Genomic DNA, 13,603 nt, shown 5'->3' with positions numbered 1-13,603 from the left:
GCCGCGATGCAATGAAAAATCAACAGAAACTTGTCCGTTGGCCCGTTCAGCGCGTCAGCGCATCGAGAATGCGCGCCCAGGAACGCTGCCCCTTGTGGAAGGAGGTCAGCTCATATTTCTCGTTGGGCGAATGGATACGGTCGTCATCGAGACCGAAGCCGACCAGCAGGGATTCGATACCGAGATAGGTCTGGAAATCGCCGACCACCGGGATCGAACCGCCGCTGCCCGTCGTCACCGCCGGCTTTGGCCATTCATCCGACAGCGCATTCTTGGCCTTGGCCAGGAACGACGAGTCGTAGGAAAGCTGGATAGCCGGCGAGCCGCCATGCGGGTGGAATTCGACCGAGCAGTCCCCAGGAATGCGCTCCTCTACGAATTTCTGGAAAGCGGCGCGGATCTTCTGGGGATCCTGCTTGTGGACAAGGCGGAACGACACTTTCGCCGAGGCTTCAGCCGCGATCACTGTCTTGAAGCCCTTGCCGGTATAGCCGCCTATGATGCCGTTGAACTCGGCCGTTGGCCGCGCCCAGGTCAGTTCCAGCACCGAGCGGCCCTTTTCGCCCGACGGGATCGACAGGCCAATGGGCCCAAGGAAGGTTTCGGCCGTCTCGCCCAGCGTCTCCCAGGATTTCAGTATCTGCGAAGGGGTTTCTTCGACGCCGTCATAGAAACCCGGAATGGTGATGTGGCCATCCTTGTCGTGGATGTCGGCCAGGATTTTCGCCAGGATGCGGATCGGATTGGCAGCGGCACCGCCGTAGAGCCCGGAATGCAGGTCGCGATCGGCGGCCTTGACGGTGATCTCCTCGCCGACCAGCCCGCGCAGCGCCACGCAGATCGACGGCGTCTCGCGGTCCCACATGCCGGTGTCGCAGACCAGCGCGAAATCAGCCTTGAGTTCGGCGGCGTTGGCTTCGAGGAACGGCTTCAGCGACGGCGAACCGGACTCCTCCTCACCCTCGAACAGGATGGTGATGCGGCAAGGCAGGCCGCCATGCTCCTGTTTCCAGGCGCGACAGGCCTCGACGAAGGTCATCAACTGCCCCTTGTCATCGGCCGAGCCGCGGCCGGTGATCACCTTGTGGCCGGGTGCGACCTCTTTCACCGCGGGTGCGAACGGATCGTTTTCCCAGAGCTCGATCGGGTCGACCGGCTGCACGTCGTAATGCCCATAAAACAGCACATGCGGGGCGCCGGCTGGCCCGTCATGATGCGCAACCACCATCGGATGGCCGGGCGTGTCGCGCACGCTGGCGTCGAAGCCGATCAGCTTGAGCTCGGCCACCAGCCATTCCGCCGCCTTGCGGCAGTCGGCGGCATAGGCCGGATCGGTGGAGATCGACTTGATCCTGAGCAGGCCGAACAGGCGCTCCAGGCTCTGGTCGAAATTGCTGTCGAGACGGTCGAGGACGGGGGAAACTGCGGACATCGGGTCAAGCCTTTCGATTCTGAGCGGCAACCCTAACGGCGCGGCTCCAGAACGAAAAGCCCGCGATCATTGGACCACGGGCCACCAATAGCTGTCGCAAGGCAAAAAAATGCCGCCGTGGTGGAGGGGGAACCACGGCGGCGTTTTACTCGAAACGATGCGGCAGCCCGGAGAGGGGGGATAGGCTGCCGCAAGTGTCCGGGATAGGCGGGGGACGGGCCTTGCTCCGGACTCGGCGAAAACTGCCGATGCGCTTTATTTGTGTCTTCGAACGTGGCGTTTCAAGGGCGCCAAAATTACACTTTTGTAACATGTGCGTGAGCCGACCACTCTGTCAGGGTGTTGCTGGAACCAGTGGTTGAAGCCGCCTTTGCCATGGACCGCAGCATCATGCCGCGCTATCCCTGCCGGCATGAAAAAAGGCGATCATCTCTTCCTTATCGATGGCTCCGGCTACATTTTCCGCGCCTATCACGCGCTGCCGCCGCTGACCCGCAAATCCGACGGTCTGCCGGTCGGGGCCGTTTCCGGCTTCTGCAACATGCTGTGGAAGCTGATGCTGGATGCTCGCAACACCGATGTCGGCATCGTGCCGACGCATTTCGCGGTCATTTTCGACTATTCGTCGAAAACCTTTCGCAATGAGCTCTACCCGGAATACAAGGCCAACCGCTCGGCGCCGCCCGAAGACCTGATCCCGCAATTCGGCCTGATCCGCCAGGCGACAAAGGCCTTCAACCTGCCCTGCATCGAGATGGAAGGCTTCGAGGCCGACGATCTCATCGCCACCTATTGCCGGCTGGCCAGCGAAGCCGGCGGCGACGCCACCATCATCTCCTCCGACAAGGATCTGATGCAGCTGGTCGGCCCCACGGTCGGCATGTACGACCCGATGAAGGACCGCCAGATCGGCGTCCCGGAAGTCATCGAGAAATGGGGCGTACCGCCGGACAAGATGATCGACCTGCAGGCGCTGACCGGGGATTCGGTCGACAATGTGCCTGGCGTGCCGGGCATCGGGCCGAAAACGGCGGCGCAATTGCTCGAACAGTTCGGCGATCTCGACGCGCTGCTCGCCCGCGCCGGCGAGATCAAGCAGGACAAAAGGCGCGAATCCATCATCGCCAATGCCGACAAGGCGCGCATTTCGCGCCAGCTGGTGACGCTGAAGAACGACGTGCCGGTAATCGACGGGCTTGACGATTTCGTGCTGCATGAGCCCGACGGACCCAAGCTGATCGGCTTCCTCAAGACCATGGAATTTACATCGCTGACCCGCCGTGTCGCGGAAGCGACCGCAACCGAGGCCGGCGATGTCCAGGCTGTCACGGTCACCGTCGAGCGTGCCGATACGGCGCATGGTCCCGATGTCGGGTCGGGGGCGCCGATCGCCAAAAGCACGACGGACAGTTTGGCAGGGACAGGGGACGCAGCGGCAGGCACGCCCAGGGCGGAAGCGGCCAGGCAAGGCGACACCCCTTCCCTGCTCTCGGCACTTCGCCTGGAAGCTGCCGGCGCGGGCAAGATCGACACCAGTGCCTACGTCGCCATCCGCGACACCGCCACGCTGAAGGCCTGGATATCAGAGGCGGTTGCCGCCGGCGTCGTCGCCTTCGAGACCGAGACCACCTCGCCCGATCCGATGCAGGCCGAACTCATCGGCCTGGCAATCGCCACCGCGCCCGGTCGCGCCGCCTATCTGCCGCTGACCCACAAGAGCGGCAACGGCGACCTGCTCGGCGGCGGCGCGCTCGACAACCAGATCCCGGTCCGCGAGGCGCTGGCGCTGCTGAAGCCGCTGCTGGAAGACAAGTCCGTTCTCAAGATCGCGCAGGAGCTGAAATCCGGCCTCGTCGTCATGAGCCGCCACGGTATCGATGTCACGCCCTTCGACGACACCATGCTGATCTCCTACGTGCTCGACGCCGGCACCGGCCACCACACCCTAGCCGCTCTTTCTGAGAAATGGCTTGGCCATTCGACGACGCCGCTCAAGGAGCTGGCCGGTTCGGGGAAAAGCTTCGTCGGCTTCGACCAGGTCGATATCGACAAGGCGACGGCCTATGCCGCAGGCCACGCCGATGTGACGCTCAGGCTCTGGCAGGTGCTGAAGCCACGGCTGGCGGCCAAGGGCCTGGTCTCGGTCTATGAGCGGCTGGAGCGGCCGCTGGTGCCGGTGCTGGCCAGAATGGAACAGCGCGGCATCTCCGTCGACCGGCAGATCCTGTCGCGACTGTCAGGCGAACTGGCGCAAGGCGCTGCCCGGCTGGAGGAGGAAATCTACCAGCTCATCGGCGAGCGCATCAACATCGGTTCGCCCAAGCAGCTCGGCGACATTTTGTTCGGACGCATGGGGCTGCCCGGCGGTTCGAAGACCAAGACCGGGCAATGGTCGACCTCGGCGCAGCTTCTGGAAGACCTCGCCGCCGAGGGCCACGAACTGCCGCGCAAGATCGTCGACTGGCGCCAGCTCACCAAGCTGAAATCGACCTATACCGATGCGCTGCCCGGCTTCATCCATCCCGACAGCAAGCGCGTCCACACCTCCTACGCGCTAGCCGCGACGACGACCGGCCGGCTGTCGTCCTCCGATCCCAATTTGCAGAACATCCCGGTGCGCACGGCCGAAGGCCGCAAGATCAGGACCGCTTTCATCGCCGACAAAGGCAACAAGCTGGTCTCGGCCGACTACAGCCAGATCGAATTGCGTGTGCTCGCCCATGTCGCCGAGATCCCGCAGCTCAAGCAGGCCTTCGCCGATGGCGCCGACATCCACGCCATCACCGCGTCGGAAATGTTCAACGTGCCGGTCGAAGGCATGCCCGGCGAGATCCGCCGCCGCGCCAAGGCGATCAATTTCGGCATCATCTACGGCATTTCCGCCTTCGGCCTCGCCAACCAGCTGTCGATCCCGCGCGACGAGGCCGGCGCCTACATCAAGAAATATTTCGAGCGCTTCCCCGGCATTCGCGACTACATCGAAGCGACCAAGGCCTATGCCCGCGAACACGGCTTCGTCGAAACCATCTTTGGCCGCCGCATTCATTATCCGGAGATCAGATCGTCAAATCCCTCGATCCGCGCCTTCAACGAACGCGCCTCGATCAACGCGCGCCTGCAAGGCACCGCCGCCGACATCATCCGTCGCGCCATGGTGCACATGGAGGATGCGCTGGACAAGGCCGGGCTCTCCGCCCGCATGCTGCTGCAGGTGCATGATGAGCTGATCTTCGAAACGGTGGAGGCGGAAGTCGAGGCGACGATCCCTGTCGTCCGCGGCGTGATGGAGAATGCGCCGATGCCGGCGGTTTCGATGTCGGTGCCGCTGCATGTCGATGCCCGGGCCGCCAACAACTGGGACGAGGCGCACTAAGCCAGTTCAGGCGGCCTCGGCCAGGCACTTGGCGCAGGTGCCGCGGAACTCGATCACCGCCTTCTTGGCGGCAAAGCCGGTGGACCGTACCCATTCGTCCAGCCGGTGGCCGACATCATGGTCGGAGAATTCCGTCACCTGCCCGCATGTGTCGCAAATGGCGAAGGCGGTCATCGAATGGCTGTGGTCGTGCGGCTCGGCGCAGGCGACGAAGGAGTTGAGGCTTTCTAGCCTGTGCACAAAGCCGGACTTCACCAGCGTGTCGAGCGCGCGGTAGACCTGCAGCGGCGCGCGAAAGCCGCGTTCGCGCAATTGGTCGAGCAATGTATAGGCACTGAGCGGCCCGCTGGCCGCCTCGAGCTTTTCGAGCACGCACAGCTGGTTCTTCGTCAGCACATCCCTAGCGGCCATGATCTCGTTCCAACCCGTCTGCGCCGTTGGCAGTCTATTTCTGCATGCGAATGGTTCCTGAGCCATTCAGATAGCGACGAACCGTCATTTTTGCTACTGTTTCTGGCTGACAAAGACGACATCGGCGCCTTCTCGGCGGGAAAGTCCGATTGCGAGACGGATCGCCGCACGACATTCAAAATACTGACAAAATCCTCGGCGAAGGGTTGCGGCACTGGAAATTCGATCGGGCTTGGGGAAGCAATGATGATCAAATTGACACGACGGACGCTGCTCGTCGGCGCGTCCGCGCTGACGGCTGCCGGCACGCTATCGTTCCGCGCCTTCGCCGCCGCGCGCACCTACCATGCACTGCTGGTCGCTTGCACCGACTACCCGAACCTGCCGCAGAAGAACTGGCTGATCGGTCCCAAGAACGATGCCGGTCTGGTGCGCGACTATCTGTTGAAGAACACGCCGGCTCCGGTGAAATTTGCCGCCGAAAACGTCACGCTGCTCGCCAAGGATGTCGAAGGCGCCAACGGCCTGCCGACGCACGCGGCGATCAAGGCAGCACTTGCCGATCTCGCCGCCAAGGTCCAACGCGACGATTTCGTCTATCTGCATTTGTCCGGTCACGGCGCTCAACAGCCGCAAGCCAAGGCGGGCGACGAGACCGACGGTCTCGACGAGATTTTCCTGCCCGTCGACATCGACAAATGGGTCAAGCGCGAAGAGGGCGTGCCGAATGCGCTGGTCGACAACGAGGTTGGCGCGGCACTCGACGCCATCCGCGACAAGGGCGCCTTCGTCTGGGTCGTGTTCGACTGCTGCCACTCCGGGACGGCGACGCGCGCCGCCGAAGTCGACGACGAGATGGAGCGCAAGGTCGAGTTCGCCGATCTGGTCGGTGGCGACGCGGCGGCGAAGGCCGCTGCCGTCAAGAGCTATGACGACATAGCCGCCGGCGCATCGCGCGGCTTCGACGAGAACGGCGGCCGCAAGCCTGCCTTCAACCTGACCCCAACCGGCGGCGAGCCGATCACCAGGGGCAAGCTGGTCGCCTTCTATGCCGCGCAGACGGTCGAAACGACGCCTGAGATGCCGTTGCCCAAGGGCACTGCCGATGCGCCGCGCTTCGGCCTGTTCACCTTCACCATCCTGTCGAAACTGGCCGAGAGCCCTGATGTCACCTACCGCCAGCTCGGCCAGGCCGTGCTGCAGCAATATTCGGCCGACAGCCGCACGCGGCCGACGCCGCTGTTCGAAGGCGAACTCGACGCACGCGTCTTCGGCACCGACAAGACCGATGCGGTCATGCAATGGCCTGTTGTGATCAAGGATGACGAGGCGACGATCGGCGCCGGGCTGCTGCATCGCCTCACCCCGGGCAGCAAGCTCGCCATCCTGCCCTCAGCGCTGTCGCAGCTCTCCGAAGCGCTCGGCTATCTGGAAGTCGAGTCGGCGAAAAACCTGGAAAGCCGCGTCAAGCCGGTCGAGTTCGACAACAAGCCGGCGCTGAAGCTGGCAGACATTCCTGCCAACGCCTATGCGCGGCTGGCCGAACTCGCCGTCGACTACAAGCTCGTGGTGGCGCGGCCGGCGGCGACCGCAGGGCTCGAGACGGAAACCACCCTCATCAATGCGGTTCTCGACGAACTGGCCGCCAGGGAGAACTCAGGCTTCCACATCGCGCTGGTCGAGCCCGGCAAGAGCGCCGACCTGCGGCTCGCGGTGCTGCGCGAAAACGCCATCGCCGGCGCCGCCAAGGATGCCACCGACAAGCCGGCGCTGTGGTTCCTGACCGCCTCGGGCGACGTGTCGCTGAAGGACGGCAGCAAGCCGCCGCTGATCATCATTCATCCCGATGACCGCGACAAGCTGGTCGACGCGACGGCCAAGAACCTGACGACGATCTTCCGCGCCACCGGCCTGTCGCGGCTCGCCGCCGCGTCCGACTATCGGCCGGACGAGGTCAGCGTCGAATTCCAGATCAAACGCAAGGACAGCGACGCGCTGGAGCCGCTGCAGGCTTCGACCGTGCCGCGCGTATCCCCCGGCGACCAGGTGCATGTCCTGGCTCGCAATGAATCCGACGCCTATGTCGACATCAATGTGCTCTATGTCGGCAGCGACTATTCGATCACCCATATCGTCGCCGAGCGGCTGGCCCCTGCCAACGGATCGCCGGACGCCGGCTTGAAGGAAGGCCTGCTCGCCTTCACCGACACCAGCTTCGGCATGGAGCGAATGATCGCCGTGCTGACCGAGGCGCCGCCGCAGAGCGAGAAAGAGGATCTGAGCTTCCTGGCGCAGGACGGCGTTCCCTCGGCGACACGCGCGGTCGGCGGGCAAGGCTTTTCCGCCATGCTGACCGATATCGGCATGGCGCCGGCGACGCGCTCGGTGATGAAGCTTGCCGACAAGAGCGGTCCGAAGGGCGCGGTGATGATCTTCCCGATGGAGACGGTGCCGCGCAGCTGAGCTGAGCCAGACTGGCATTGCCGTGACGGCCCTTGCGCGGGCATGATATGTGAACATTCGCGGCCCTGGCGACGGGGGCCGGATGAAACAGATGAGGACATTCGTGACTATCTCAGTGTTTTCCTGGCGCGCAACAGCCATCGGCCTCATGGCCGGGCTGTCGGTCGCCAATGCTTCGGCGGATGAGGCCTGCGGCCTGTGCGCCAAGCAGATCATCACCAATTCCGAGCTGGCGAGCTGCTTTCTCGACCAGTACGACCAGATCGCCAAAACCGGCAACGGCGCCGTCGTGGTCGATTTGAGCAACTGTGCCTCGCGCGGCGTGGTCGAGCCCTTGCCATCACCGAACAAGGCGCCGGCAGAGCCGGACGTGCAGTTCATGATTTCACGCACGCAGCTCGATTGCCTGAAGAAGAAACTCGAGGCGCCCGGCGTCGTGCTGGACCCGACCGCCACCATCGAACTGGACAGCTGCGGATGAAAAAGCCGGGGGGCAACGCAACACAACAGGCGCTGGCGGCGCAAGCGCCGGCAGCGAACAAGAAGCCGGAGACTTTGCCGGAAACCACCGAAGGCTTTCCGTGGCCGAGCGCCCACGAGATCAAGAAGGAGGCGAACCCCTTCACCGATCGCGACTGGCGCATGCTCGTCTATGCCTGGGCGGGGCTGGCCGTGCGTCTGGCGATCATCTTCACCCTGGCCTTTTCGGTCTATCAGTTTCTCGCCAACCAGGACCAGAAGCGCGTCGAGCAGACGATGTCGCTGGTCGAGCTTTGGGAAAGCAAGGACTTCCATGAGGCGCAGCGGGCGCTCAAGGAGCGGCTGGCGGCGCTGAATGCCAAATACGACAATCTGCTCAGCGCCAACCCGACGCCGACCGAGGAGCAGGTGTTCAGGCAGCGCATCGGCATCGAGGCAATGACGGCAACTGGCGGCACCATGCCGCTTGCCGATTTCAGCGATAATTTTGATCGCGTCGTCTATTTCCTCAACCGCCTCTCCATCTGCGTCGACGGCAAATTGTGCTCGCGCGAAGTGGCCGACGCCTATTTCCGCGACTATGCGGTTTCCTTCTGGAGCTATTTTGCCGGCTATATCGACAAGGAACGCAAGGCCGGTTCTTCCAACTTTGCCTCGGCGATCGAGACCTATGTGCACGAAGGGCCGCCTCCGGCTCAGTCCAAATAGCGGCCGCACCTCATGCCGGGCCGCTCACCCCTTATGCGCGCTCTCCGCTGGCTGGCCGTAGCCGGCGCCTTTGTCATGGCGTCAGCCGTCCACGCCGAAGACGCGCTGGATTTCCATCTCGATCTCAACACCGGCGGCCACAGCGCGCAGGTGAACGACCTTGCCTTCACGCCGGACGGCCAGGAACTGGTCTCCGCATCGAACGACAAGACCATCCGCATCTGGGACTGGCAAAGCGGGGTGAGCCTGCGCACCATTCGCGGCTATCTCGGGCAAGGCAGCGACGGCAAGATCTTTGCGGTCGCGGTGTCGCCGGACGGCAAGACCATCGCCGCCGGCGGCTATTTCGGCGCCAGCCTCGGCGACAAGCCGCCCTATGGCGATATCAGGCTGTTCGATTTCTCGACCGGCAAGATCAAGGCGGTGCTGAAGGCTGCCGACTATGCGATCTATGACCTTACCTTCTCTGCCGATGGAAGGACCCTGGCAGCCGGCGGCGCTGACGGCTTCGTCTATCTGTGGCGGCCGGATGAGGCATCAGCGACCGGCTGGACACTGGGCAGCAAACTCGACGCCGATTCCTGGCATATCGACAAGCTCGCCTTCGCCGCCTCGGGAACCCGTCTGGCAGCGACAACCACCGACAACGGCATCCGGCTCTGGGATGTCGCCAAGGGCGAGGAGATCGCTCTGCCCGCCGAGGCCGAGGCGTTGCGGGACGTCAGCGTCGCCGCGCTCGCCGTGTCGCAGGACGGCAGCCTGTTTGCCACTGGCGACAAGGACGGGCTGGTGCAGCTCTGGCGCGCCGCGGACGGCAGGCTCGTTCGCGCCATGCCGAAGCAGGATTTCTTCATCGGTTCGCTGACCTTTGCTTCGGGGGCGCGGCTGGTCGCGTCCTGCGGCTATCGTTGTGCCGACAAGCATCGCTCCATCGTCTGGAACACCGACAGCGGCGCGGTCGAGCGCGACTACGGCGGCCATGACGGCACCGTCTTTGCCAGCGCCGCCAATGCCGACGGCTCGCTGGTGGCGACCGCCGGCGGCACCCGCAACGCCATCCAGGTCTGGGACCCCGCCACCGGCGAGCGCAAGGCGCTGCTGCAGGGCGCCGGCGAACCGGTGACCGCGGTCGGCATCGACGCGGCGAACGGCGTCGTCGCCTGGGGCAATGCCAATCCCTGCCCTGAACGCGTCTCCTGTCCGGAACGGCAAGGCGGGCTCGACAAGATGCTGGCATTGCCGACGGCGGAGCGTTTCTTCGACAACCCGCAGCCGGCGGCCGAACAGGGCGCCTATGCGCGGGCGGCTCTGGATGACGGCCAATGGTCGCTTCGTACCGCACCGGGCGGCAAGGACGCACTCGAAAACGCCGTGCTGGAAATCGTCAATGGCGGCAAGGTGGTGCGCAGCATCGAAAACGACGCTACCAACGGCTTCGTCCATTCGGCCTACACGCTGATCGACAATGGGCTTGGCCTGATCACCGGCGGCAATGACGGAACGCTGCTTGAATACAGAACCGCGACCGCCAAGATCTCCGGCGAATTCACCGGCCATACCGGCGAGATCAACGCCATGGCCGTCTCGGAGGACGCCGGCCTGCTGGTCACCGGCAGCGCCGACCAGACCTTGCGGCTGTGGAACCTGAAGACGCACAGGCTGATCGTGTCGATGTTCTTTGCCGGCTCAGAGTGGATCGCCTGGATGCCGCAGGGTTATTACTATTCGTCGGACGAGGGTGACAAGCTTGTGGGATGGCAGGTCAATCAGGGCCGCGACCATGAAGGCCGCTTCATCAGTGCCGGCCAATTGAAGAAATATCTGTGGAGCCCGGAAATGGTGCGCCGCGCGATCATCCTGCGCAGCGCCGAACAGGCGGCCGAGGAGATGCGGCCGGGCGTCGATCACGAGCTGCAGAAGCTGCTGCAGCGCAAGCCGCCGGAATTTGGCCTCAAGCTCGCCGCCGATCAGAGCAACGTCCGCGACGGCTATGTCGCTGTCGAGATCACCGGCGCCAGTGAAGCCGGCGCAAATGTCGCCGGTTTCTCGATCCTGTCGAACAGCCGCAATGTTGGCGACGTCACCGCGCGTTCGGTCGACGGCGGCAAAAACACCATCATCGAAGTGCCGGTCGAGAACGGCGAAAACACCATTCGCATCACCGGCACCAACGAATTCGGCTACCTCACGGAGCGCAGCGTGACGGCGCTGGCCAAGAAGACCGAGAAGATTGCCAACAAGGGCAAGCTCTATGTGGCCGTGATCGGCGTCGACAAATATCCTTTCCTCACCGAGGCCTGTGCCGGCCACGCATGCGATCTGCGCTACCCCGTCGACGACGCGACGGAATTCCTCAACGTGATCGCGCAGAAATCGGCGCCTTTGTTTTCGTCGATGGAGACGCTGGTGCTGGTCAACCGCGAAGCCCTGGACGAGACGCCCGACGGCGGCACGGAAGTGTTCAGGGTCGCAAGCGCCGACAGCGTCCTGGAGCCCGACGCGGACACGATCGACGACCAGCTCGCCGATTTCCTCGACAAGCCAGGCGAGAACGACACCACCATCATCTTCGTCGCCGGCCACGGCATCAACATCGACGAGGACTACTATTTCATCCCGACCGACGGCCGCAAACAGGACGCCGAGCGCTGGAAGCGGTCTTCCCTGGTCGACTGGTCGGACATCCAGAAGTCGGTCGAGCGGGCTAAGGGCATGCGCTTCATGCTGCTCGACACCTGCCATGCCGCCAATGCCTTCAACCCGCGCCTGGAAAAGGACGCGCAGGACGCGCGCATCGTCGTCTTCTCGGCCACCGCCGCCAACAACACCGCCGCCGAACTGCCCGAGCTCGGCCACGGCGTCTTCACCTATTCGGTTCTCGAAGGCCTGCGCGGCAAAGCCAAAACTTCCGACGGCGGCGTGACGCTATTCGGCCTCGCCGACTACATCTCGCGCGAGGTGGTGCGGCTGACCGCCTCGCGGCAGAAGCCGTTCTATTATGTCGGCGGCGTGGAGAACATCATCCTGGCCGAGCCATGACGGTTCGCCTGCTGGCGCTGGCCATCCTGTCCCTGACTACGCTTGCAGCGGCCTTGGCCGCACCAGTCGCCTGCCCGCCGGGCAACGAAAACTTTTCTCGCTTCTACGACGACCCCACACTCTTCACGGACGCCATCGCCAAGGTCGCCGATTTCGAACCCTCCAACCAGCGGCTGACCGGTATCACCGTGCCGCATCATCTCCTGACCGCCGATCTTGTCGCCCTCGGATTCCGCGCAGCGTCCGGCTTCCGCTACAAGCGCATCGTCATCCTGTCGCCGGACCATTTCCACAAGACGCGGAAACTGTTTGCCACCACGACGCGCGGCTTCGACACCGTGCTTGGCGAGGTCACCACCGATGCCGATGCAGCGCGTCGGCTGGAGACCAATAGCGACATGGTGGAGGACTCCTGCCTGTTCGCCCAGGAGCATGGAGTGCTGGCCATGCTGCCCTTCCTGCATCACTATTTTCCCGAAGCGAAAATTGTTCCGGTGGCAATGTCGGTCAAGGCGCACCGTGGCGACTGGGATCGGCTGGCGGAAGCTCTGAAAGCGATCGTCGATGACGATACGCTGATCGTCGAATCGACCGACTTCTCCCATTATTTGCCGCAGCACGACGCCCGCCGCTTCGACCAGCAGACGCTGAACATCCTGGCCGCCGGCTCGCTCGACGGCATCGCGGCCCTGCGCCAGCCGGATCACGCCGATTCCGTCGGTGCGCTCTATATCCAGACCAAGCTGCAGCGGACGCTGTTCGGCGCCGGGCCGCTGGTCATCGCCAATGAGAATTCGCAAGCGCACACGAGCGACTATGTCGAGCGAACCACCAGCTATGTCGTGGCGCTGTTCGGCGCCTTCGGCCCCGGTTTCAACAACCCGGCCCGGGCGAAAGACAAGATCTTTTACTTTGCCGGCGACGTGAATTTCGGCCGCGCCATGCGCAAGATCTTGGTCCGCGACGGCGTCACTGAGCGGATCGTTGACAACGTCCTGGCATTGACCAGGTCGCGGCCGCTCATCGTCAACCTCGAAGGCGTCGTGCTGCCCAATGTGCCGGAGGCCATCGACGACATGACGCTGGCGATGCCCGAGGGGCTGGTTGTCGACATGTTGAAGAGATTGCATGTCGCCGCTGTCGGCCTCGCCAACAACCACGCCTTCGATCTTGGCCCGTCCGGCTATGCCGAGACGCTGCGCGCGCTCGATGCAGCGGGCATTGCGCATTTCGGCCAGGGCGAGACGCAGGCGCTTGCCGATCTCGATCTCGTCGGCCTGACCGATATCGACACCAACGGCTCGAAGAACACCGATCTGCTGACGCCCGCCCTGCTCGACCGCCTGCTGCACGAGAATGCCGAGCGGCCGGTGATCGCCTTCGTGCATTGGGGCCGCGAATACAAGACAGAGCCGTCGACGCGCGAGGACATGCTGGCCGACCAGATGCGGCTGCGTGGTGTCTCGGCCATCATCGGCGGCCATCCGCATGTGTCGAGCGAAGCGATCCTGCCGCTCGGTGGCGGCGATGTGGCGGAGGTCTACTCGCTCGGCAATTTCCTGTTCGACCAGAGCGCCGAGCGCTCGTCAGGCTCGATGCTGGAATTGCGCGTTTTCGACCAGGGCACGATCTTTGCCCGGCTCATTCCGCTGCCCAACTATTTCGAGATGGGGCGCAAATAGGCGCCTTTCCGAAAG

Annotated in this window: 8 protein-coding genes; 6 read left to right on the top strand and 2 right to left on the bottom strand. The window is 63.8% G+C overall.

The window, feature by feature from the left end; all coding sequences use genetic code 11:
- Positions 1-46: 46 nt before the first annotated feature.
- Positions 47-1,432 (bottom strand): M20/M25/M40 family metallo-hydrolase, encoded by a 1,386-nt coding sequence (locus AC1DXN_RS22865; protein ID WP_477271291.1) that lies wholly within the window; start codon positions 1,430-1,432, stop codon positions 47-49.
- A gap of 412 nt (positions 1,433-1,844) precedes the next feature.
- On the opposite strand from AC1DXN_RS22865, the gene polA reads away from it, so the two are divergent.
- Positions 1,845-4,805, top strand: a complete 2,961-nt coding sequence (polA, locus tag AC1DXN_RS22860) for a DNA polymerase I (protein ID WP_477271289.1) — start codon at positions 1,845-1,847, stop codon at positions 4,803-4,805.
- 6 nt (positions 4,806-4,811) lie between these two features.
- On the opposite strand, the gene AC1DXN_RS22855 is transcribed toward polA, so the two are convergent.
- On the bottom strand, positions 4,812-5,216 hold the full coding sequence (locus tag AC1DXN_RS22855) for a Fur family transcriptional regulator (RefSeq protein WP_023675234.1): 405 nt from the start codon (positions 5,214-5,216) through the stop codon (positions 4,812-4,814).
- Positions 5,217-5,459: 243 nt separating this feature from the next.
- Between AC1DXN_RS22855 and AC1DXN_RS22850 the strand changes: the two genes are divergently transcribed.
- The 5 genes from AC1DXN_RS22850 (at position 5,460) to amrB (ending at position 13,588) form a co-directional block, all read left to right on the top strand.
- On the top strand, positions 5,460-7,679 hold the full coding sequence (locus tag AC1DXN_RS22850; protein WP_477421668.1) for a caspase family protein: 2,220 nt from the start codon (positions 5,460-5,462) through the stop codon (positions 7,677-7,679).
- Between the two features lie 91 nt (positions 7,680-7,770).
- Positions 7,771-8,160 (top strand): hypothetical protein, encoded by a 390-nt coding sequence (locus AC1DXN_RS22845; protein WP_477271285.1) that lies wholly within the window; start codon positions 7,771-7,773, stop codon positions 8,158-8,160.
- Positions 8,157-8,867, top strand: a complete 711-nt coding sequence (locus tag AC1DXN_RS22840) for a DUF4760 domain-containing protein (RefSeq protein WP_477271283.1) — start codon at positions 8,157-8,159, stop codon at positions 8,865-8,867. The genes AC1DXN_RS22845 and AC1DXN_RS22840 overlap by 4 nt, the downstream gene beginning before the upstream one ends.
- A 75-nt stretch (positions 8,868-8,942) precedes the next feature.
- On the top strand, positions 8,943-11,906 hold the full coding sequence (locus AC1DXN_RS22835) for a caspase family protein (RefSeq protein WP_477271281.1): 2,964 nt from the start codon (positions 8,943-8,945) through the stop codon (positions 11,904-11,906).
- Positions 11,903-13,588 carry an AmmeMemoRadiSam system protein B gene (gene amrB, locus AC1DXN_RS22830; RefSeq protein ID WP_477271279.1) on the top strand — a complete coding sequence of 562 codons (1,686 nt, stop codon included), beginning with the start codon at positions 11,903-11,905 and terminating at the stop codon, positions 13,586-13,588. Before AC1DXN_RS22835 ends, amrB begins: the two co-directional genes overlap by 4 nt.
- Positions 13,589-13,603 lie beyond the last annotated feature (15 nt).

The organism is Mesorhizobium sp. P2_H9 (genome assembly GCF_056403215.1).
This window is presented reverse-complemented; position numbering and strand designations above follow the sequence as displayed.